Raw genomic sequence first — 21,804 nt, 5'->3', positions numbered from 1 at the left:
ATCACCTCATCAACCACATCCCGAGGAACCGACGAAGCCAAAACCCCCAGCGACACCAGATCCGTCAACCGGGCACCAGCCGCCACACCATCACCAGCCACAGCCCAAGATCACACCACAAGATCAAAATAAGCTAAGCGGCATTGCAGTTATAGCGTCGTTATAGCGCCGCCGCCGGCGGATCGGGCAGGCCCGGCCGAGATCACGCATCAGCTTGAGCACGGTCTTCTTCGCCACCCGCCACCCCGCCTTGCGCAGGTCCTGGTGGACGATGCGATGCCCGCGCCGCCTGCCGGCCTCGAACGCCGTGGTGATCGCGGCCTTGAGCTCGGTGTGTGGATCGGGCCGGTCCAGGCGGGCCTGGTGATAGAAAAACGTCGACCGGGCCAGCCCGGCGACCTCAAGCAGCGTCTCGAGGCGATGTCGTGCCCTGAGGGCGATCACAGCGGCTACTTTCGCCGCTGTTCCCGCATCGTCAGGGCACGCAATTTTCCCAGGTAGGCGTTCTCTGCACGCAACCGCTCGTTCTCCCGGCGCAATGCTTCGAGCTCGCTTTTCCCGCCCGATTCCTGGTCAGCGGACTTGGGTGGGCGGCCCCGGCGTTTCGGGCGCAGCCCGTCCTCCCCTTCCCGGCGATGGATCCGCACCCAGGTCCTGACCAGATTCGGTGACGACAGGTCGAACTCGCGGGCCAAGTCGAGCTGTGTTTCACCGGCGAGAAACCGTTGCACCACTTCGAGTTTGAACTCGAAGGAGAACGACCCCTTGGGGGCTTGCTCACCGACACCCCGAGCCGGGCCGCCACCGACTTACTGGCCAAACCTTCACCGAACAACCCTATCGCCGCGGCACGCTGCTCCACGGTCAACGAGCTGGCCTTCAGCATGCAACTGCTCCCCGAAGATCGGAACTGAATTTCTCAGTCCAACCTCCGGGGACCAGTTCAGATTGGTCGGAGGCGCCCTTACGCTCACTACTTGCGGCCGGTGACGGCGAGGCCGAGACCGATCATGGCGTGAGCGGGCGACTGCTGTGCAGCACCTTGATGCCCAGGTAGACGAGGTACTGGCAAGCCAACACGCCAGACGCCGGCGGCTTTCACCGTGCAGCTTCGTGCCGCGGCGCCACGCACTAGCTTCTACTGTGGACACATGCCGCTGCGCTCGCTGCTGTCCTGGACCGTGCTAGTGCCGGTGCTCGCGATCATCACGCTGGTCATCACCTGGACCCACAAGGAACTCGGCATCATCCCGGTGGTCATCGTCGCGATCCTGCTCGCGGGCGCGGTGCTGACCGCCGTGCACCACGCCGAGGTCGTCGCCCACCGGGTGGGCGAACCGTTCGGCTCGTTGGTCCTGGCGGTGGCCGTCACGGTCATCGAAGTAGGGCTGATCGTCACGCTGATGAGCTCCGGCGGCCCAGCATCCGCGACGCTGGCGCGAGACACGATCTTCGCCGCTGTCATGATCACCACCAACGGCATCATCGGCCTATCCTTGCTGGTAGGGGCGCTCCGCTACGGGGTGACGCCGTTCAACGCCGAAGGCACTGGTGCGGAGCTGGCGACGGTGACGACGCTGGCCGCGTTGAGCCTGGTGTTTCCGACCTTCACCACGACCCTGCCGGGCCCGGTTTACTCGGCGCCGCAGCTGGCGTTCGCCGCGGTGGCCTCGCTCGTGCTGTACGGCATGTTCGTGTTCACCCAGACCATCCGGCATCGGGACTTCTTCCTGCCGGTCACCGACGAGGGCACCCTCGCCCCGGAGGAAGGCCACGCGCCGCCGCCGAGCGGAGGCCGGACCGCGGCGAGCCTCGTGCTGCTGGTGATTGCACTGGTTGCCGTCGTAGGGCTGGCGAAGGTGGAGTCTCCGGCGATCGAGTCAGCGGTTGAGGCGGTCGGCTTCCCGCAGTCCTTCGTCGGCGTGGTGATCGCCCTGCTGGTGTTGCTGCCGGAGACGATCGCGGCGGTGCGCGCCGCCGCCCGCCAGCGGGTGCAGATCAGCCTTAACCTCGCCTACGGCTCGGCGATCGCCAGCATCGGCCTGACGATCCCGGCGATCGTGCTCGCCTCGATCTGGCTGGACGGCCCGCTGCACCTCGGCCTCGGCGGAACCCAGCTCGTGCTGTTCATCCTGACGGTCATCGTCAGCGTCCTCACGGTCGTACCCGGACGCGCCACTCGCCTGCAAGGCGGCGTCCACCTCGCCGTCCTCGCGGCCTTCATCTTCCTGGCCGTCAACCCGTGATCGTGCCACCACGAACACCCAGCCCCAGCCCCACCCAGCCCACGCCGCTGCCCTCCGGCGGTGCTCAATGCCCGAGCTAATTAGGGTGATCAGCGCCGCGTTCTTGTCGGCGTGTTCTAATTGTCCACAGTAGACTAATGGGAAGATGGTGGTCGGCCCGACACCTTCCGGCGTGAAATCTCCTTCACGCGAAGTTTCCGGCCGGTCAACGGTATAGATTGCCGGTGGCGTTTCTTCTTGAACCGATGAAAGCCTGTCGGGCGCAGAAATTGTGGTGGGCTGCATCCAGCTGCCTCGGTATCTGCTGGGCGGTGCGTGCTGGCAACTCTCGCAGCCACTGGTTTTCCTTGCCAGCTTTGGCGACTCTGCGCGCTGCTCCACTGTGCGGAGGGTGGCCCGCTGGCGGACTCTTATGTCGGATTCGCTGCGCCAAGGTGCAATTCCACACGGCACGGCAGGAATGCGACCACGATGTCAGCCGTTGCGACTGAATGTCGTCCGGGTAGAGGCGGTACGTCCGTGCGCAATTCGCCTGCATGAAGATCACCGTGGGTACGGGCGCTGGCAAAGTTGTGTGCAATGTCCGCGGTTGAGCGGGTCTTTCGGCCGTGCCGGTTCTTCCGCGGAGCGGGGATCCTGGCGCCCGAGCACGAGCCGATTTGCTTTCGGAGGACTGATGTGGGTGTGCCGGGCGTTGCGAAATGGCATGTGGCGGGCGACTGGTTTGACACGTGCAAGTGCGAGATCCCGTGCCCGTGCTCTTTTGCGCAGGCGCCGACCTACGGCGACTGCGACGGGATCCGGCTGTGGCACATCCGAACCGGCGACTACGGCGACCTGGGGCTCAGCGGCCTGAACGTCGCGATGCTCGTTTCCTACGCCGGGAACGTCTGGGCGGGGGAGCACCACGATGCGCGCGCCGCGTTCTTCTTCGACGAGCGCGGCGGCGAGGCGCAACTCGCGATGCTTCGTACGATCTTCACTGGGCGGGCCGGAGGTTGGCCGCAGCGGTTCATCGAGATGCTCCGGCCCGAGATCGTGGCCTTGGAGTCGAGCCCGATCGAGGTCGGCATCGCCGACGACCTGGCCGGGTGGAGCGTCCGGCTCCCCGGATTCGCGGAGGCGACCGTTGAAGCGCTCACCGGCCCAACTGCCGCCGAAGGCGTCCGGGTGCAGGTGCACAACCTGCCGGGCGCGGAGGTCGGCCCGGGTCAGCCGCCCGCGACCTGGGGGCGGGCGACTCTCGACCGGGCCGACGCGTTCGGCTTCAGCTGGGAGCGGGTGGGCAACTCCAGCACGCACATCCCGTTCGACTGGACGGGACCGGGTGCGGCATGACCCGATCGGAGGTTTAGGACGTGTTTTATAAGCGGCGGCAGCCCGCTTGCGGTGTGGGAGGGACTCAACTGGCACCGCCGCGGGTTATCAGGGGCTGGGCCCGCCGAAGGGCTCTCGGCGAGGCCAGTCCCCGACGCGGTGAATTGGCTCAAGATGTCGGGGATCCCGCAGCGAGAAGGGCTCCGAGGTTCGGCTACCCGCACCGCTACGCAAAACCACTTTCGAAACAGGCCTTAGTAGACGGGGCCGGTGTAGTTCTCGCCCGGGCCCTGCCCCGGTGCGTCCGGGTGGGTGGAGGCCTCGCGGAACGCGCGCTGCAGCGTCTGCAGGCCGTCGCGGACCGGACCCGCGTGCGGTCCGAGGTACTCGACCGAGGCGGTGACCAGCCCGGCCAGCGCGGTGATCAACCGGCGCGCCTCGTCCAGGTCGCGCTCCGCCGCCGTGTCCGGGTCCTCGGCGGCCAGCCCCAGCTTCTCCGCCGCCGCGGACATCAACATGACCGCCGCGCGGCTGATCACCTCGACGCTGGGAACATCGGCGAGCTCGCGGACGTTGAGTTCCATGTCTGCGTCGGGTGCCTGCTCACCTGGCAGGTCGGACGTGGTTGGGGGCGGGGTTGGCCGCGGTTCGGTCACGCCTGCTACCCTGACACGCACGACCAGCCCCTGCTCAAGCGGGGGCGGCAAAGTGGAGTCCCGCTCCCACCCGAGTAGCCGCCAAAGGCTTCCGGGTCCCGGTCCTGTCGACGGTGTGAGCCGTTGGTGGCACGAACGGTATTGCGGTACCGGTTCGATCGGTATGGAGTCAGGGTCCCGCGGTCCGCGCAGGCGGAACGACGGGACCTCTGCATTCCGGGGTGAGCTCTACGCGCCGCGGTGCAGTCAACTACAGCCATCGAACCGAGGAGGGCCCATCAGCTCCGAGACGCGCATCAACGACCGCATCCGGGTTCCGGAGGTCCGGTTGGTCGGACCGAACGGTGAACAGGTCGGGATCGTCCGCATCGAGGACGCGCTCCGGCTTGCCCAGGAAGCGGATCTGGACCTTGTCGAGGTCGCCCCGCAGGCGCGCCCGCCGGTCTGCAAGCTCATGGACTACGGCAAGTTCAAGTACGAGAGCGCGCAGAAGGCTCGCGAATCGCGTCGCAACCAGCAGCAGACCGTCATCAAGGAGCAGAAGCTCCGGCCGAAGATCGACCCGCACGACTACGAGACGAAGAAGGGCCACGTGTCCCGCTTCCTCAACCAGGGTCACAAGGTCAAGGTGACGATCATGTTCCGCGGTCGTGAGCAGTCGCGTCCCGAGTTGGGCTTCCGCCTGCTGCAGCGACTGGCCAATGACGTGTCCGAACTCGGGTTCATCGAGGCGAACCCGAAGCAGGACGGTCGCAACATGATCATGGTTCTTGCGCCGCACAAGACGAACAAGACCAAGCCCAAGGCGAACGCTTAAATCCGCAGGGCTCGTGATGTGACGCCGGGCCGGGACGCAGTCCGCGCCCCCGCCCGGCATCAGTACGAAACGAGGACGAGAAGATGCCGAAGAACAAGACCCACAAGGGCACCTCGAAGCGATTCAAGGTGACCGGCACGGGGAAGCTGCGGCGCGAACAGGCCGGTCGTCGGCACATCCTGGAGAAGAAGTCCAGCCGTGTCACCCGCCGGCTCGAGGGCACCGAAGCGGTGGCCAAGGCCGACGTCAAGCGCATCAACCGACTGCTGGGTCGCTGAAACCCGACCCGCTGCGCCCGAAGCAGCAGGTCAGTAACGCAGTTCCAGCAACCCGCTCGGGCGGTTCCCCGCCCCCGATGAGATAACAGGACGGACCCCGTGGCACGCGTCAAGCGGGCAGTCAACGCCCAGAAGAAGCGCCGCACCATTCTCGAGTCGGCCCGCGGCTACCGCGGTCAGCGCTCCCGGCTGTACCGCAAGGCCAAGGAGCAGATGCTCCACTCGATGACCTACGCCTACCGCGACCGGCGGGCCCGCAAGGGTGACTTCCGGAAGCTGTGGATCACCCGCATCAACGCCGCGACCCGGCAGCACGGCCTGAGCTACAACCGATTCGTGCAGGGCCTTAAGGCCGCCGAGGTCGAGGTCGACCGGAAGATCCTTGCCGAACTCGCGGTCAACGACCCGCAGGCCTTCGCCGCGCTGGTCGAGGTGGCTCGCAAGAACCTGCCGGAGAGTGTGGCCTGATCACCGAAGGCCCCTCCGCAGCACCGCGACCCGGGACGACGACTCCGCTCACGCAGCGATCGTCCCGGGTCGCGGTCGCTCGTAAGCTCACCCGCCGAGCCGGCCGGGAGAAGGCCGGGGCGTTCCTTGCCGAAGGCGCCCAGGCGGTGGGCGAGGCGCTGACCGCGCACGCCGACGGGGTGCTGCGGGTGCGCGACGTCTTCGCCACCGAGCAATCCGGGCATGCCGAGTTCCTGGACCGGGCCCGCGCCGAGTCGGTGCCGGTCCACCTGGTCACCGAGCGGGCCGCGGCGTCGCTGTCGGAGACGGTGACCCCGCAGGGTCTGGTCGCGGTCTGCGACCTGCCGGACACCACGCTGTCCGCCGCGCTCGCCGAGCGCCCGAAGCTGGTCGCGGTGCTGGTCGGCGTGGCCGATCCGGGCAATGCGGGAACCGTGGTCCGGGTCGCCGACGCGGCTGGAGCCGGCGCCGTGCTGTTCGCCGGCGACACCGTCGACGCCTACAACGGCAAGGCGGTGCGGGCGTCCACCGGAAGCCTCTTCCACCTGCCCGTCGCGCGTGACCGCGACGTCTCAGCTGTGCTCTCCGCCTGCCGGGCGGCCGGGCTCCGCATGGTCGGCGCCGACGGCTACGCCACCGGTGACCTCGACACGGCCGACCGCGACGGCGAGCTCGCCGAGCCCACGGCGTGGGTGTTCGGCAGTGAAGCCCACGGGCTACCGGATGAGGTGAAATCCGAACTGGATGTCACGCTCCGAGTCCCGCTCTACGGGCGTGCGGAAAGCCTCAACCTGGCCACGGCCGCAGCAGTCTGCCTCTACGCTTCAGCCCGAGCCCAGCACCGCCGGTGATGGCGATTTCGCATGAAATCGGCGACCGGCGCAGCTCAGGGGCGACCCATCACCGGATCTCGGCGAAAAGCGGTTGGGGCCGTCGCATAGACTCTGGGGGCTAGCTTGGGGCTTGAGTCGTATGCCAACGAGCAGGTTCGCCGACCTGGGCACTGCCGCTCAGGGATCGGGCACCGATGCCTGTCGGATCAACGGGAGTCACGCACTAACGATGTCTGGAGCCAACGACCCGTACGACCCGAAAGAGGTCGCCGCGCTGTCGCCGGAGACGCTGGACCGCGCGGTGGTCGAGGCCAGCAAAGCCTTCGCCGCCGCCGCCGACCTCGACGCGCTGGCCGCGGTCAAGCCCGCGCACCTCGGTGACCGTTCGCCGCTGCTGACCGCGCGCCGGGAGATCGGCGCGCTGCCGCCGAAGGCGCGCTCGGAGGCGGGCAAGCGCGTCAACCAGGCCCGCGAGGCCATTCAGGGCGCTCTCGACGAGCGCCGCGCCGCCCTGCAGGCCGAGCGCGACGAGCGGGTGCTGCGCGAAGAGACCGTCGACGTCACGCTGCCCTGGGACCGGGTCCCGGCCGGTGCGCGCCACCCGATCACCCAGCTCGCCGAGGACATCGAGGACACCTTCGTGGCGATGGGCTGGGAGGTCGCCGAAGGCCCCGAACTGGAAGCCGAGTGGTTCAACTTCGACGCGCTGAACTTCGGCAAGGACCACCCGGCGCGCACCATGCAGGACACCTTCTACGTGGGCCCGGAGAACTCCGGGCTGGTGCTGCGCACCCACACCTCGCCGTCGCAGGTCCGCGCGCTGCTGGACCGCGAGCTGCCGGTGTACGTGGTCTGCCCGGGCCGCACCTTCCGCACCGACGAGCTGGACGCCACCCACACGCCGGTGTTCTCGCAGGTCGAGGGCCTGGCGGTGGACAAGGGCCTGACCATGGCGCACCTGAAGGGCACGCTGGACGCGTTCGCCCGGTCGATGTTCGGCCCGGAATCCAAGACCCGGCTGCGGCCGTCGTACTTCCCGTTCACCGAGCCGTCGGCCGAGATGGACGTGTGGTTCCCGGAGAAGAAGGGCGGCGCCGGCTGGGTCGAGTGGGGCGGCTGCGGCATGGTCAACCCGAACGTGTTGCGCGCCTGCGGCGTCGACTCCGAGGTCTACACGGGCTTCGCCTTCGGCATGGGCCTGGAACGCACGCTGATGTTCCGCAACGGAATCCCCGACATGCGGGACATGGTCGAGGGCGACGTCCGGTTCACCCAGCCGTTCGGTATTTGAGGATCTGTCGATGGTTGATCTGCGTAGCGGTGAAAGTGGCGGAACCTCAGAGGCTCCCTGGACTGTGGGTGCCCCTCCTTATGTATGCCCCCCAATACGCGGCGGAGGGGCAGTCCTCGCCAGGCAGCCTCTGAGAACCCGCGGCGGTGCCAGTTGCGAGGGTGGGCTAAGCGGCTGGGCCGCTTCAAAAACGCCTGCTATGGCACTCACCGACACAACCCACCTGAACGAGAGAGAGGCCTGACCAAGTGCGGATTCCGGTTTCCTGGTTGGCCGAGCACCTTGAGCTGCCCGAGGAGACGACCGCGGAGACGCTGGCCGAAGCGTTCGTCCGGATCGGGTTGGAGGTCGAGGAGGTCGCCCACCTGACCCAGGTGCGCGGGCCGCTCGTGGCCGGTCGTGTCGCCGAGATCGAGGAACTCACCGAGTTCAAGAAGCCGATCCGGTTTTGCCGGGTCGAGGTCGGCGAGACCGAGACCGGCGAGCGGCGTGTGCAGGGCATCATCTGCGGCGCCCGCAACTTCCAGGAGGGTGACCTGGTCGTGGTCGCGCTGCCCGGTGCGGTGCTGCCCGGCGAGTTCGAGATCACCTCGCGCAAGACCTACGGCAAGGTCAGCGAGGGCATGATCTGCTCGGCCAAGGAGCTGGGCATCGGTGAGGACCACGACGGCATCCTCGTGCTGCCGCCCGGCTCTGCCGACCCCGGCGATGACGCGGTCGATCTGGTGGGGCTGGAAGATTCGATCATCGAGCTGTCCATCACCCCGGACCGCGGCTACTGCTTCTCGGTGCGCGGCCTGGCCCGCGAGCTGTCCAACGCGCTGGACGTGCCATTCGGCGACCCGGGCACCCGCCCGGTCCCGGCCGACGACCGGCCGTCGCGCCGCGTGGAGCTGCGTGACCCGAGCGCCTGCCAGCGGTTCGTGCTGCGCCGGGTCACCGGCGTCGACCCGACCGCGCCGAGCCCGTGGTGGCTGCGCCGCCGCCTGGCGCTGGCCGGCATCCGCTCCATCTCGCTGGCCGTGGACGTCACCAACTACGTGATGCTCGAACTCGGCCAGCCGCTGCACGCGTTCGACACCACGAAGCTGACCGGCGACCTGGTGGTGCGTCGCGCCGAGCGGGGCGAGAAGCTGACGACCCTGGACGGCCTGAGCCGCGAACTGGACCCGGACGACATCGTGATCGCCGACGACTCCGGCCCGGTGTCGCTGGCCGGGGTGATGGGCGGGGAGTCCACCGAGATCAGCCACAACACGCACGACGTGCTGCTGGAGGCGGCGAACTGGGATCCGGCCAGCATCGCCCGCGCCATCCGCCGGCACAAGCTGCCCAGCGAGGCGGGCAAGCGGTTCGAGCGGTCGGTGGACCCGGCGATCGCCGCGGTGGCCACCGAGCTGGCCGCGCAGCTGCTGGTCCGCTACGGCGACGGCACCATCGCGCCGGGCCGCACCGATGTCGGCGAGCCGAAGCGGCCCGAACCGGTGACCATGCCGCTGGCGCTGCCGGACAAGATCGCCGGGGTGCCCTACGAGCGTGGCGTGACCGCCCGGCGGCTAAGCCAGATCGGCTGCCGCATCGAGGTCAGCACCTCCGACGCGGGCGTCGGCCTGGTGACGGCGACCCCGCCGACCTGGCGGCCGGACCTGAAGCAGCCGTACGACCTGGTCGAAGAAGTGCTGCGCCTGGAGGGATACCACACGATCCCTTCGGTGCTGCCCGCCGCGCCGCCCGGGCGCGGGCTCACGGCCCTGCAGCGCCGCGAGCGCGCGGTCTCCCGCGCGCTGGCCGGTGAGGGCTACGTCGAGGTGCTGCCGTTCCCGTTCGTCGGCACGGCGATACTCGACGCCTTCGGGCTCGCCGAGGACGATCCGCGGCGGCGCACCATGTCGGTGCTAAACGCGTTGGAGAGCGACCGGGCGTTGCTGACCACGACGCTGCTGACGGGGCTGGCGGAAACTTTGCAACGCAACGTTTCCCGTGGCCAGCGCGATCTCGCGCTGTTCCACATCGGACAGGTCGTGCAGCCCGCGGAGAACCAGCCCGCGGTGCCTGAGGTCGGCGTCGACGGACGTCCCACCGACGAGCAGATCGCAGCGCTGCACGCATCGCTGCCGGCGCAGCCGACGCACGTCGCCGTGATGCTGGGCGGCCAGCGCGAGCAGGCCGGTTGGTGGGGCAAGGGCCGCGAGGTGAGCTGGGCGGACGCGGTGCAGGCCGCGCGCGTGGTCGCCGCGGCGGCGGGGGCGGAACTGAACATGGCCGCGGGCGAGCACGCGCCGTGGCACCCCGGCCGGTGCGCGCAGCTGAAGGTCGGCGAGACCGTGGTCGGTCACGCCGGTGAGCTGCACCCGAAGGTCGTCGAGGCGCTGGGCTTGCCGAGGCGGACCTGCGCGATGGAGCTCGACCTGGACGCCCTGCCGTTGTCCGACTGCCGCCCGGCGCCGCAGATCTCGGCATACCCGCCGGTGCTGATGGACATCGCCTTGGTGGTGGACGACGGCGTGGCTGCGGCCGACGTGGTCGACGCGGTCCGCGCCGGCGGCGGCGAGCTGTTGGAGGATGTGCGGCTGTTCGACGTCTACGCGGGCGAGCAGTTGGGCGAGGGCAAGAAGTCGCTGGCCTTGGCGCTGCGCTTCCGCGCTTCGGACCGGACTCTGAAGCAGGAGGAGGCCACCGAGGCCCGGGACGCGGCCGTGCGCGCCGCCACCGAACGCCTCGGCGCCAGCCTCCGCGCGTGATTGTTCAGCCGCAATTTCCATTAAAATTGAAGATCCGATTTCAATGGAAATTGCGGCCTTGGCCATCAGGGAGTCGCCGTGGTCAAGCTCGATCGGTTGATCAACGTCCTCGGCGGCTTCGGGGCCCGGCTGGGCACCCCGCCCCGGAGCAGGTCGATGGAGCTGCGTTCGGTGGCGCTGCACGACCCGGCCGATCCCACCCCGGGTGGTGAGGACGTGCTGCTCGCCGTCGGCGTCGAGGCGAGTGGGTCGGCGGAACTGCTCTCGACAGCCCACGCCAGCGTCGTCGTGTTCCGCTGCGCAGACCTCGACGAGCAGGCACTCGCGACGGCTCGGGAACGAGACGTGACGGTCGTGCTCGTCGACCCGGCCGTTTCGTGGGGGCAGCTCGCGGGCGTCGTCTACGGGCTGGTGCTGGAAGGCCGGGAAACCGAGGCCGGGCGGGGCCCGACCGACCTGTTCGCGCTGGCTGACGCGCTTGCCGACTCCGTCGGCGGCCCGGTGACGATCGAGGACCACCGCTCCGGCGTGCTCGCGTATTCCAGTCGGCAGCACAGCGCCGACCGTGCCCGGATGGCCACGATCCTGGGGCGGCAGGTGCCTACGGAGATCCGCCGGAAGCTCGTCGAGCGCGGGGTTTTCCGGCACCTGGAGACTTCCGACGAGCCGATCTTCGTGGCTCCGCTGGAACCGGAGTCCGGGCACGGCCGGGCCGTGGTGGCGGTCCGCGCGGGCAAGGAACTGCTGGGCTCGATCTGGGTCCTGACCGAGCACGAGCTCACCGGCGCGCACCGGGCCGCTCTGGTCAGCGGCGCTCGCACCGCCGCGCTGCACCTGCTGCGCGCCCGGGCCAGCGCTGACCTGGAGCGGCAGGTCGAATCCGACCTGGTCATCGGCTTGCTGGAGGGGCATGCGGACGCCGCCGCGGTGCTGAGCCGCCTGGGCCTGCGCAGCCGGAGGTACCGGGTGGTTGCCGTGCAGGTGCACGTCGGCGGCGCGCCGGAGGCCGTCCCGCTGCTTGCGTTCGAACGCGCGACAACGGGTTTCGGCTGGTCACGACCCGGTCGCAGCGCCCTGTTCGCGAACACTGTCTATACGATCCTGCCGCACGAGCCCGCCGAGCCCGCCTGCGAATGGGCGCGTGCCCTGGTCCGTGAGCTCGCCGGCGACGCTACTGCCCTCGTCGGTGTGGGGGGACCGGCCGAGCCGATGGAATTGGTGGACAGCAGGCGGGAAGCCGACGAGAGCTTGGCGATCCACGCGACGAGGACAGACCTGGTCCCGGCCGTCGTTTACGACGACGCGTGGCACGAGATCCTGCTGCGGCGGCTGCGGCACGCCGCAGCGACCGGCCGCGCCCCGGATCGTGGCCCAGTGGTCGAGCTCCGCCGCCACGACTGCGAGCACGGCACCAGCTACGTCGAAACGCTTCGCGCGTGGCTGGAGTGCCAGGGCGATTTGGGTGCCGCGGCGGCGAGGCTGGGGGTCCACCCGAACACGGTCCGGTACCGGATGCGGAAGATGGCCGAGCTGACGCCACTGGTCCTCGACGATCCCGACGTTAGGCTCGCGATGATCATCGCGCTCGCCGTGTAGTCGGTTCAGGCCAATCCAGCGGCCGGGATTTGTGCGATTCCGACACTGGCCGCGCGGCGCGGCCCGGGCAAGCTCAACCTCAGGACGTTTGAGGAGGAAGCATGCGCGAAGACGGGATCGACGGGGTTCCGCGCCGGGCTGTGGTGGTCGGTGCCGGCGTGGTCGGCTTGTCGACCGCTTGGTTCTTGCAGGAGCACGGCGTCGAGGTCACGGTGCTGGACCGCGAGGACGTGGCGGCCGGCGCATCTTGGGGCAACGCCGGTTACCTGTCGCCGGGTTTCTCGATCCCGCTGCCCGAGCCGGGCGTGCTGCGCTACGGACTGCGGTCGCTGTTCGATCGCGATGCCCCGCTGTACGTGCCGACCTCGGTGGATCCCGGGCTGTGGTCGTTCCTCATCGGTTTCGCCCGGCGGTGCACGCCCCGGGCCTGGCAGCGGTCGATGCGCGCGTTCGTCCCGATGAACGCGGAGTGCCTGGACGCCTTCGACTCGCTCACGGCGGGCGGGGTGTCCGCGCCGACCGTGCCGGCGCCGATCACGGCGGCATTCGAGAACTCCGAGCAGGTCGCCGAACTGCGGCACGAGTTCGAGCAGATCCGCCGCTGCGGCCAGGAGGTCGAAGTCCACGAACTGTCCGCTTCGGACGCCGATGTGCCGCAGCTGTCGCCGCGCATCGCGGCGGTGCTCCGGGTGGAGGGGCAGCGCTACGTCGACCCGGGCGAGTTCACCCGGAGCCTGGCGAAGGCGGTGGTCGAACGCGGCGGCAAGCTGCGCACCGGGTTCCGCGTGCGGGACGTGCTGCGCGGCTCCGAGCAGGTGATCATCAAATCCGAGCAGGAGGAGCGGGTGTCGGCCGAAGCGGTCGTGCTGGCCACCGGTTCCTGGCTGAGCCGCCTGGCGAAACCGCTGGGCGTCCGCACCCCGGTTCGCGCCGGGCGCGGCTATTCCTTCACGGTCCCGACCGAGCAGCCCGTTCCCGGCCCGATCTACCTGCCCGCGGTGCGCGTCGCCTGCACGCCGTACCAGGGCGGGCTGCGGGTGGCGGGAACCATGGAGTTCCGCCCGGCGGACGACCCGCTGGACCGCGGCCGCATTGAGGCGATCGTGCGCTCCGCGCGACCGCTGCTGCAGGGCGTCGGCTGGGAGGTGCGCCACGACGAGTGGGTCGGCGGCCGACCGGTGACGACCGACGGGCTGCCGCTGATCGGGCGGACGAAGATGTCCGGTGTCTACGTCGCTGGCGGCCACGGCATGTGGGGACTGACGTTGGGGCCGCTCACCGGCCGTCTGCTGGCGGAGCAGATTGCCACCGGCAAGCGCCCGGCACTCCTGCGACCGTTCGACCCGCTGCGATGAGCACCGACCTGACCTCGGCGGAACGAGCTGAACTCGACCGGCTCCGCCGGGAGAACCACCTCCTGCGAGTGGAGAAGGAGATGCTGCTGCGAATCGCGACCGAATACGCCCTGGAGCGGGACCAGGGTCATGCGGAATCTGGGCTCAGCCCGGATCGCTGTGCGTGAACTCGGATGGCCCCGTCCCCGCCGGGACGGGGCCACCCGCGATGATTACGCGGCTGTGCCGCCATCGGCGTCGGGCTCGATCACGGCGGCGAGGTCGTTGAGCGCTGCCACCACCACATTCCATGCGATCCGAACGGTGTCGTCCTTGGGCGCGTAGGACTGGGTCCACTGCTTCTTCGGGTGAACCAGGTTGCGGTGGTCGCGGAGAACGTGAGCGTAATCCGTGACGTCCTTGGCGATCCAGCCCTTCTCCTGCGCGAGGTTGATCAAGGATTGCAGGTGGTCGGTGGGTGCCTTGCCGGTCCCGCTGTGCATGCTCAGCGCAACGTCGTAGAGCACGCCTTCCAAGACGCTGCCGAGCATGATGATCGCGGCTGTGGGGGCACCCGATTGCCAGCAGACGTGCGCTTCGTCGAGCCGGGCCTGCAACTGTCTGCCGAAATCGCCGGCGCTCACGAGCTTGGCGATGCTCGTGGTCAAGGCGACCGGGGTATCGCTGGCTGGGCGGGAGAGCGTTGCCTGGTGCTCGACGATTTGCGGTTTGGTTCCGGCGAATGAGACGCGGTAACCCTCGATCTCCAGCAGCTCGTTGAGTTCCGCTACGACGACTTCCCAGATCTCTTTCTCGCCGAGGTACTCCCTGGGGTCCGACAGCCGGAGAACGACCGCGCGGATCCAGTCGGGGTCGTTGCGGTGTTCCTGCAGGCGCTCCAGCACCCAGGGCTTTCGGTAGCCGTCGAGCTCACCGGCATCGGACAGGCCAGCGGCTCGGAAGAACTTTTCGATCTCGAAGCCGCGCCGGTAGTAGGGCGTGCTGTCGTCGCCGCAGATCAATGCGGCCAGTCCGACCAGCACGTTGTCGTCCAGCTGCAGGTTCGGCGGGTTTTGCCCGGTCACCAACCCTCCTCCTGATGATCGTCGTTTTCGGTGTCGAGTTCGACGGGCCGCCAACCGGTGTCGGGGCCATTCTCGCGGTGCCCGGGTTCGATTCCCTTGGCCTTCAGCTCCGCCCAGATCGGTGCCAGCTCCCGGTCTGGATTCGCGGTGAATTCGCTTTCCCGGATACGGATCGTCGTCCATCGCATTCGGGCGAGCTCCCGATCTCGGCGAGCGTCGTTGTCCTGCTGTTGCGGGTTCGCGTGCCACAAATGTCCATCGCACTCCACCGCGAGCCGGCCGCGGTCACCGACGACGACGAGATCCAGTCGCCGGGACCCAACGGGGTACTGCGGGACCACGTGGTAGCCCCGCTTCTTGATCTCCAGGAACACCCGCTGCTCGAACAATGAGTCGAACAGCCTGTGGTGCTTGTCCGGGCTGACTTCGTCGATCGCGGGGGAGGAACCGAACACCGACGGCGGGTCCTGCATGTACGACAGCAACGAGGCACGCAGGTCCATCGGCTTGAACTGATCCAGGTCCAAGGAGGTGAACAACCACATCTGGTCTCGTGCTCGGCTCGCGGCCACGTTGAACGCCTGCCGGAACGACTCGGCGCTGATTTGGTGCGGGGGCGTGGCGACCACGAGCGACAGCATCACGACGTCGCGCTCATCACCCTGGAAGTTCGGCGCCGTCCCAACGCGGATCTGGCGTTCTTGTCGTTCTTCCGGGGTGAATTTCTCGTTGATCAGGTTTTCCAGGAGTTGGATGTGCGCGTTGGCGGTGCGCAGCACCACGACGCCGAACGATTTGCCGGCATACGCTGGATCGTCGATGCAAGAACGCAACGTCTCGACGATTTTCTGCGCCTCGGTTTCGTTTCGGAGCCTTGTTTCCCGCCCCGTGGTGACCGCATTGTCCACTTTCGTTACCTTGAGCGGGGGGAGACTGTCGCCGCTGCGTTCGCGCAGCGGAATCAGACCAGACGCACCGGATCCGTCGTCGTAGAACTGATCCGAGGACCACTTGATGATCTCGGGGACACAGCGGAAATGCTCCCGGAGGCGGATGAGCGCGTCTTTGCCGGAACGCGCGGAGAGCACTTCGTACAAATGGGACTTCGGGGTGAAGAGGCGGCGGATGTCCTCATCCAGGTCGGCGAGGTGTTCGTCGAGCTTGGAGAAGACGGTGTCCAGCCGCCCCAGCGCACTCGCGCCCGGGGTGCACTGCTTGTCGTCACCTACCACGATGATGCGCGGTGCCATCCACAGCAGGTACAGGTGCTCTATCCCCACCTGGCTCGCCTCGTCGACGATCAACACGTCGAACCTGTTGCGCTCCGCCGCGATGTTCTCCAGCAGGTTCGGGAGCGGGACGACCCAGGCCGGAACGGCGTCCTGGGCCTTCTGCATGGCGGCGCGAGCGGAGCGCCGGAACGCCCTGGTCTTCGTTCCCGTGCCAGCCCCGATGTTCGACACGTGCGAGCGGTAGGTGTTGAGCGCTCGCACATGGTCGTCCGACATCCCATCAAGGCAGCCGCGAACGGCTTCGACCGTGACCAGCCGTTCGGTGACGTGTTCGATCCGGTCTTCGATGCGGGTGAACTCTTCAGCCAGCTGGCGTTCCGCAGAAGCGTCGCGTCGCTGCTGCATGAACTGCTCAGCACGCGACCAGGCCCACGCCGCGCGGACGTCGCGTCCCTGCCACACCGGATCGCCCGCGGTGCGGACCCATAGATCAGCTAGCTCGGAGTGCGCAGTCTTGAGCGTCCTGGTCAGTTTTTGGCATCGGAGTTCATCGTCCCGTTCAGTCCGTGCCGTCTGCAGGTCAGCCAGGTGCTGGGCATAACCTTGCACATCCCGCTCGCCGATCGCGGCGAGCAGAGCGGCGAGTTCCGGGCAAGCGTCGGCACGTTTGGCCCAGGCATCGACTCTGCGGTAGAGGTCGTGCACACGGTTGCGTGCTTGTTCCAGCAGCTGTTGCCGCTTCGCTGCTGGCACCGCGTGCAGCACGTCTAAAAGCGTTGGGAGGTCTGGGATTTCTTGCTCGATCTTGTGGTCCGCAAGAGTCTTGGTTACTAGGTCGAAGAGATCTCCCAAACGCATCGCAGCGTCGAGCAGTTCGGAGTTGTCGGCCAACTCCGACAGCATGACGGTGACCTGCCCGCTGGTGACCGTTACTCCGACATCTGCCCACTTGGCGGCGAGCTGAACGGTCGCGACTTCGGCCTCGATGTGATCGAGAGCGGCCTTGAGTTGTTCCTGTGTCGCCGGACGCGCACCGTCCACCCGAACCTTGTCGAGCAGTTCCTGGGCGTTCTTCTGCACCTTCTTCGGCGGGATCAGGTGGCGCAGTTTGCCCCCGCTCTCGAAATGCCTAAGCAGCGCATATCCGGCCCGGAGCCAGCCGCGTGCCACACCGAGATTTTCCTGCGTGATCGCCGGTCTGTTGACCACGAAGCCGGTGCCTTGCTCGGCGAGGCGCTCTTGCAGGTTCCTGGCCTCTTCGCGCACCTCCAGGAGATGCGACCACAGGCCGAAGTTTCGACGGCCAAGTCTGTCGCGGACGGCCTTGGCAACCCATTCCTGCTCGAATGAGGCGTTCGCTGTCGCGAAGCGGCATTTCTGGAGAACCTGGCGAAGCTGCGGGCCCAGCTGGTGGAGCAGGTTCAGCTCCTTCTCAGGCAGCCGAGCGAGTTCACGTCCTGGGCCGCTGGCCGCTTGTTCGGCGGCCTCCATGGCTTGCCGCTCCTCCTGCACGTGCGAGTTCAACTCGCTCGGCGACGGAAGTTCTTCGGCACCGGGTATCTCCTGATTGACCCGGTTGGCTCGTCCCGCTGTGCGATTCGCCAGCAGATTGCGCAGTTCGGTCAGATCAGCCGGAGCAAGAGGAGGTATGTCCTGGGCGCTTCCAGGGACGGGCGGCATCCAGGCGTGGATTTGGCCGTCGTCGAGGACCTCTCGCACGATGTCGGCCAGTGTTCCCCGGTAACGGTTGGGGTCGTAGCCGGGCACGACTGGCGGGAACTGGGCCTGTTCGGTCTCGCGGAGCTTCGCGATTCTGGCGTTCAGTTCGGCGCTGTTGCGGCGGAGCCGATCCCGTTCCGCCCGCAGCGTGACGGCTTCTTGAGAGAGCTTGTTGCGGTCGGTAGCGGCGACGGCCTGCGAAAGCGCATCCAGGCCGCGTTCCAGCTCGACTGCCGCGTCCTTGCTTCCGCCGGCGAGCAGTACGCAGAGCTTGCTGACTTCGTCGGGGATCTTCTTCCGCAGCACCCGCAGTGCTTGGTCTTTCTGGCTGGTGACCAGCACACGCTGGCCTTGGGCGAGCAACGCCGACACGAGGTTGGCGATGGTATGTGTTTTCCCGGTCCCAGGCGGGCCTTGGACGACCACGCCCGTTTCGGTGCGCAGCAGTTCGAGCACGCGCGACTGCTCTCCGTTGGCCGGCAGCGGAAAGAGTGGATCCGCGCCGAGCAGGTCGCCTCGCTCAGCGCCTTGGGAAGACAGCCACTGGTCGCGTTCGTGACGCTCGGTGTTGATGACCAGCTGTGCCAGCGCTACCGGTACCGGCGTGTCGGGATCCCGGAGTTTCTCGGCGATGCGCTGGTATGCCTCGGAGATCAGAACGGACGTCCGTCGCTGCAGCAGCAGCGCCGGCGACGGGCTGAAGGTGAGGACTTCCGGCAGTGCCGAACCCCGGCCGGGCCGGGCGGCGACTTCGGCGATGCCTCTGCTGAGGGCGGATCCGGCCCACTCCCGAATCGAGCGCAACGTTTGTTCGGCGGGAATCGGCGTGATCGAGGCCTTGAGCTCGTTCTTGAGCCCTCTGGCCCGGTCTGGCCGGTACTCGGGGATGCCGTCGAACAGTTCACGGTCTTCGAAGCGCCGCTTTCCCGGGATTCGGGTGACGGTCACCTTGCCGGACTTGTCCAACGCGGGAACTGCCTGTTCGACCAGGACATGCCGGAACAGGGTTTCGCCATTCGGGGTGCGCAGGCTGAAGAGCCCGACCGCCAGCACGAACTCGAACTCGTCGTCCTTCTGCTCAAGTGTCCGGGCTGCTTTTTCGAGCGTCTCGTACAGTTCCCGCTGGCCTGTCCGGCGACGTTCCTCTTCGGCCCAGGCTCGCCAGCGCGCAAGCCAGATCTGGAAGCTTCGAAGAATCTCGGGTCCGTCCTCGACATCACTTTCAAGGAAGTCCGAGCCATCCTCGTTGCGCAGCTTCGGCTCAGGGCCAGAAGCCACGCTCGCCTGGTGGAGATCGATGAACTCCCGAAGCTTGTCGGGTACCTGAGGTGCCGCAACATTGGGCACCGGACGCACTTGCAGCAGCACTTCTTCGGCCGCGGGGTCTGATTTGACGCCGGCCGGGAGGTCGTCGAACCAGATGGTGTTAGTGGGGGCATTCGGGTGTTTTCCGGAAATGTCGCGCAGCGGGTTCCGGCTCGCTGAACTGGTCAAATCCGCGAGGTAGTTGACCAGGTTTGCGGTCTTGCGCAGGGCTTCGGACTCGCGTCCTCCAGCCGAGGCCATGAAGTCTCCTCTTCGTAGGCAACAGGACAGAATGCAGACCTCGAAGTGGATGTTCAAGGCTGAATGCGAAAGCTGAGAACGTTTTATGCTGACTTAGCCTGTTTGGAGTAACACCTTGAGCGGCAGGGCCGGGTCGAATCCGGTTGACGCGCGCGGCCGGAGTGGATCTTTTCCCGAACCGCCATCCGTTCGATCGACTTCCTGGCAGGATGCTCGAGTGGTCGGAGCTGGGGGCGCACGGAGCCTGCAGGAGATCCTGCGGCAGCGGCAGGGCGGCGAGTTCGTGGGCCGCGGCCTGCAGTGCGGCATCTTCCGCGCGAACCTGCAATTGCCGCCGGTGCAACGCAAGTTCGTGTTCGGCCTGCACGGGCAGGCAGGTATCGGCAAGACGTTCCTGCTACGCCAGCTCCGGGAGATCTCGCTGCAGCACGGCGCGCTGGTTGCCGTCACCGACGACAACGAGTCCAACCTGGTGGCGGCCATGGGCGCGATCTCCCGCCAACTGGCCGGCCAGGGCGGCGAGACCCGCGGCTTCGCCCAGCGCCTCGCCGAATACGAGCGCAGGCACGACGACGTGCTGTCCGATCCGCAGGCGCCGTCGGAGGCTCGCGAACTGGTTATGGCGACGGCGATCCGGTTCGGCCTCGGTGTGGTGCGTATGGCCGCGCCGGGACTCGGGCCGGTCGCCGACGCCGTCCCGCCGGAGAAGCTCCAGGCGTGGATGGAGCAGTGCCGGGCCTACTTCGCGCGGAAGTTCGGCAGCCAGGCCGATGTCCGGTTGCTGCTGTCGCCCGTCGAGGAGCTCACCCCGTTCCTGGTCGACGACCTGCGCAAGATTGCCCAGCACCGGCAGCTGGTGTTGCTGTTCGACAACTACGAGCGCACCTCCGAGGTCGTCGAGCCGTGGCTGCTGCGCATGCTGCAAGGGCACTACGGCGAACTTCCCCTCGCCCTGAACCTCGGCATCGCCGGACAGCACCCGCTGGATCCCAACAACTGGGGCGAGTACTCGTCGATCAGCGTGACCTGGCGGCTCGACCCGTTCACTTCCGAGGAAGCCAGAACACTGCTGGACCGCAGGGGCGTCCGCGATCCGGAGTTCGTGGACGTCGTGCTCAAACTGTCGGGTGGGCTTCCGCTGCTGGTCGCGACCCTGGCTGAGTCAGGGCACGATGCGCACGACCCGACGGGGATGGCGGTCGCGCGATTCCTGAACTGGGTCCCCGAGCAGCAGCGTCGCGACGACGCCGTGCTGGCGGCGCTTCCTCGGGTGCTCGACGAAGACGTCCTGGCTGCGTTGGGCTCCGGGGACGGCACCGGCGATCTGTTTCGGTGGCTGCGCGACCGGCCGTTCGTCCACGAGCACCAGGGTAGTCTCCAGTATCACCAGGTGGTCCGGGAGACGATGGTGCGCTACGAACGCGGCCGCGCGCCACGGCGCTTCCGGCAGCGCCACCAAACGCTCGCCGAGCACTTCCAGCGGTGCCGCGAGGAACTCGCGTTGCCGGGTGAATCCGCCTGGTACGACAGGGAATGGCGGGCGCTGCTGGTCGAGGAGTGCTACCACCGGCTGTGCTGGGCGGCGCACCGCTGGTTGCCGGCCGCCCTGGAGCACTGCGCGGCGGCGTGCGACGTCGATGCCTCGACCGCGCAGTCCTGGTTCGACATGTTCGTCGAAGCCGCGCGGGATTCCGCCGCAGCAGTCGTCGTCGCATGCGTGCGGGACCTGCATCGCTTCGTCGCGGACAGCGGTGCATTGGAGCTCACCGGGTTGCAGAGGTATCTCCGGAGGCGGTTGGAGCAGTCCGGCTACGGGCAACCGCTGGACGGCGGAGTCGCCCTCTCCAGTAGTGGCTCGCGCACCTTCGGAGGTCAGGAGCACCGAGGGGCGTTGCACCTGTACCAGGGCACGGAGGACTTCTTCGGCGGCGGCACGCATGGGTCGGCGCCGCCGGTCATCGGCGAGTGAGGTTGCCGGCCCCGAACTCGGTTGCGGTGATGCTCATCAGGACGAGGTACTGGGCCCCGCCGCAAAGGAACTCCGGGTCGCGTAGGCGGCCTTCTTCGCGGAAGCCGAGTTTGCCGTGCAGCGCAAGGGAAGCGAGGTTGCCGTCGTAGATCCCGACCTCGCACTTGCGGTAGCGGCCCCGCCCGAACATGTGCGCGAGCAGGGTGCTGATCGCGTCGTCGGCGTAGCCGCGTCGGCGGTGCTGCGGGCCGATCCCGATGCCGTAGCTGAACCGGCCGGACCCGGGTTCGGCCTGGCTGGTGAACATCGAGCCGACCAGGGTTCGGTCGTGCAGCGTCTCGATGGCGAGCTGGAGGTCGTCGCCGGATTCCGGGTGGTTCGCCCGATGCGCCGCCCAATGCCGGAATCCGTCGAACTTCAGGAAGTGCTCGCGCGAGGACTCCCGGTCGAACCGCATCAGGGTGCGCCGGTCCGCAGGCTCGACCTGCCGCAACCGCACCCGCCGACCGACCGGACTCGACGTCGAATCGCGGTGGGCCACCTTGCCGGGGCGGGGTGGGGTCATCGTCATCGGCAAAGATGATGCCGGTCGGGCCCAATCGATCTTGAAGCGGGGTGCCCAAACGCCGGGCGCGTGACCGCCTCGTTAAGGCCGG

The 21,804-nt window shown here is 67.8% G+C and carries 18 protein-coding genes and 1 pseudogene; 12 read left to right on the top strand and 7 right to left on the bottom strand.

The features are described from left to right. Nucleotides 1-123: 123 nt before the first annotated feature. Nucleotides 124-444: an IS3 family transposase gene (locus ACWDKQ_RS20970; RefSeq protein ID WP_450140421.1), complete on the bottom strand. Its 321-nt coding sequence runs from the start codon at nucleotides 442-444 to the stop codon at nucleotides 124-126. Nucleotides 445-449: 5 nt separating this feature from the next. Continuing rightward, a pseudogene (locus ACWDKQ_RS20965) lies at nucleotides 450-752 on the bottom strand (transposase); the annotation flags it as partial. 399 nt (nucleotides 753-1,151) lie between these two features. On the opposite strand from ACWDKQ_RS20965, the gene ACWDKQ_RS20960 reads away from it, so the two are divergent. Beyond that, nucleotides 1,152-2,246: a calcium:proton antiporter gene (locus tag ACWDKQ_RS20960; RefSeq protein WP_450140420.1), complete on the top strand. Its 1,095-nt coding sequence runs from the start codon at nucleotides 1,152-1,154 to the stop codon at nucleotides 2,244-2,246. Nucleotides 2,247-2,451: 205 nt separating this feature from the next. Here ACWDKQ_RS20960 and ACWDKQ_RS20955 read toward each other — a convergent pair whose 3' ends face one another. Beyond that, nucleotides 2,452-2,784, bottom strand: a complete 333-nt coding sequence (locus tag ACWDKQ_RS20955) for a helix-turn-helix domain-containing protein (RefSeq protein ID WP_450140425.1) — start codon at nucleotides 2,782-2,784, stop codon at nucleotides 2,452-2,454. Between the two features lie 140 nt (nucleotides 2,785-2,924). Here ACWDKQ_RS20955 and ACWDKQ_RS20950 point away from each other — a divergent pair, with 140 nt between their 5' ends. Beyond that, entirely contained in the window at nucleotides 2,925-3,584 is a 660-nt protein-coding gene (locus ACWDKQ_RS20950) for a DUF1326 domain-containing protein (RefSeq protein ID WP_450140419.1), read from the top strand. Nucleotides 3,585-3,817: 233 nt separating this feature from the next. Here ACWDKQ_RS20950 and ACWDKQ_RS20945 read toward each other — a convergent pair whose 3' ends face one another. Then, nucleotides 3,818-4,147: a DUF1844 domain-containing protein gene (locus ACWDKQ_RS20945; protein ID WP_450140424.1), complete on the bottom strand. Its 330-nt coding sequence runs from the start codon at nucleotides 4,145-4,147 to the stop codon at nucleotides 3,818-3,820. 349 nt (nucleotides 4,148-4,496) lie between these two features. Here ACWDKQ_RS20945 and infC point away from each other — a divergent pair, with 349 nt between their 5' ends. The 9 genes from infC (at nucleotide 4,497) to ACWDKQ_RS20900 (ending at nucleotide 13,765) form a co-directional block, all read left to right on the top strand. After that, nucleotides 4,497-5,036 carry a translation initiation factor IF-3 gene (gene infC / locus ACWDKQ_RS20940; protein ID WP_450140423.1) on the top strand — a complete coding sequence of 180 codons (540 nt, stop codon included), beginning with the start codon at nucleotides 4,497-4,499 and terminating at the stop codon, nucleotides 5,034-5,036. Between the two features lie 83 nt (nucleotides 5,037-5,119). Further along, nucleotides 5,120-5,314, top strand: a complete 195-nt coding sequence (gene rpmI / locus ACWDKQ_RS20935) for a 50S ribosomal protein L35 (RefSeq protein ID WP_010313612.1) — start codon at nucleotides 5,120-5,122, stop codon at nucleotides 5,312-5,314. Nucleotides 5,315-5,413: 99 nt separating this feature from the next. After that, nucleotides 5,414-5,782: a 50S ribosomal protein L20 gene (rplT, locus tag ACWDKQ_RS20930; protein ID WP_358604625.1), complete on the top strand. Its 369-nt coding sequence runs from the start codon at nucleotides 5,414-5,416 to the stop codon at nucleotides 5,780-5,782. Then, nucleotides 5,782-6,633, top strand: a complete 852-nt coding sequence (locus tag ACWDKQ_RS20925; RefSeq protein WP_450140422.1) for a TrmH family RNA methyltransferase — start codon at nucleotides 5,782-5,784, stop codon at nucleotides 6,631-6,633. Before rplT ends, ACWDKQ_RS20925 begins: the two co-directional genes overlap by 1 nt. A gap of 211 nt (nucleotides 6,634-6,844) precedes the next feature. Then, nucleotides 6,845-7,906, top strand: a complete 1,062-nt coding sequence (gene pheS, locus ACWDKQ_RS20920) for a phenylalanine--tRNA ligase subunit alpha (RefSeq protein ID WP_450140418.1) — start codon at nucleotides 6,845-6,847, stop codon at nucleotides 7,904-7,906. A gap of 248 nt (nucleotides 7,907-8,154) precedes the next feature. After that, the gene (pheT, locus tag ACWDKQ_RS20915) at nucleotides 8,155-10,647 is read left to right on the top strand and encodes a phenylalanine--tRNA ligase subunit beta (protein WP_450140417.1); all 2,493 of its coding nucleotides are present in this window, start codon (nucleotides 8,155-8,157) and stop codon (nucleotides 10,645-10,647) included. A 78-nt stretch (nucleotides 10,648-10,725) separates the two neighbouring features. Then, entirely contained in the window at nucleotides 10,726-12,243 is a 1,518-nt protein-coding gene (locus tag ACWDKQ_RS20910; RefSeq protein WP_450140416.1) for a PucR family transcriptional regulator, read from the top strand. Between the two features lie 101 nt (nucleotides 12,244-12,344). Then, nucleotides 12,345-13,598 (top strand): NAD(P)/FAD-dependent oxidoreductase, encoded by a 1,254-nt coding sequence (locus ACWDKQ_RS20905; protein ID WP_450140415.1) that lies wholly within the window; start codon nucleotides 12,345-12,347, stop codon nucleotides 13,596-13,598. Continuing rightward, entirely contained in the window at nucleotides 13,595-13,765 is a 171-nt protein-coding gene (locus ACWDKQ_RS20900; protein WP_450140414.1) for a hypothetical protein, read from the top strand. The genes ACWDKQ_RS20905 and ACWDKQ_RS20900 overlap by 4 nt, the downstream gene beginning before the upstream one ends. A 45-nt stretch (nucleotides 13,766-13,810) precedes the next feature. Here the strand turns inward: ACWDKQ_RS20900 and ACWDKQ_RS20895 are convergent, their stop codons facing one another. Together ACWDKQ_RS20895 and ACWDKQ_RS20890 are read right to left on the bottom strand one after the other, a co-directional pair. After that, nucleotides 13,811-14,662: a hypothetical protein gene (locus ACWDKQ_RS20895; protein WP_450140413.1), complete on the bottom strand. Its 852-nt coding sequence runs from the start codon at nucleotides 14,660-14,662 to the stop codon at nucleotides 13,811-13,813. Continuing rightward, nucleotides 14,659-19,179, bottom strand: a complete 4,521-nt coding sequence (locus ACWDKQ_RS20890; protein WP_450140412.1) for an AAA domain-containing protein — start codon at nucleotides 19,177-19,179, stop codon at nucleotides 14,659-14,661. The genes ACWDKQ_RS20895 and ACWDKQ_RS20890 overlap by 4 nt, the downstream gene beginning before the upstream one ends. 217 nt (nucleotides 19,180-19,396) lie before the next feature. On the opposite strand from ACWDKQ_RS20890, the gene ACWDKQ_RS20885 reads away from it, so the two are divergent. Beyond that, a complete protein-coding gene (locus ACWDKQ_RS20885) occupies nucleotides 19,397-21,148 on the top strand; it encodes an ATP-binding protein (protein WP_450140411.1) in 1,752 nt (583 codons plus the stop codon). Here the strand turns inward: ACWDKQ_RS20885 and ACWDKQ_RS20880 are convergent. Further along, nucleotides 21,135-21,713: a GNAT family N-acetyltransferase gene (locus tag ACWDKQ_RS20880; protein ID WP_450140410.1), complete on the bottom strand. Its 579-nt coding sequence runs from the start codon at nucleotides 21,711-21,713 to the stop codon at nucleotides 21,135-21,137. The two genes, ACWDKQ_RS20885 and ACWDKQ_RS20880, sit on opposite strands and share 14 nt — an antisense overlap. Nucleotides 21,714-21,804: the final 91 nt, after the last annotated feature.

The organism is Saccharopolyspora sp. NPDC000995, from assembly GCF_053599315.1.
The sequence above is the reverse complement of the archived record's forward strand: the minus strand, read 5'-3'. Positions and strand labels throughout refer to the sequence as shown.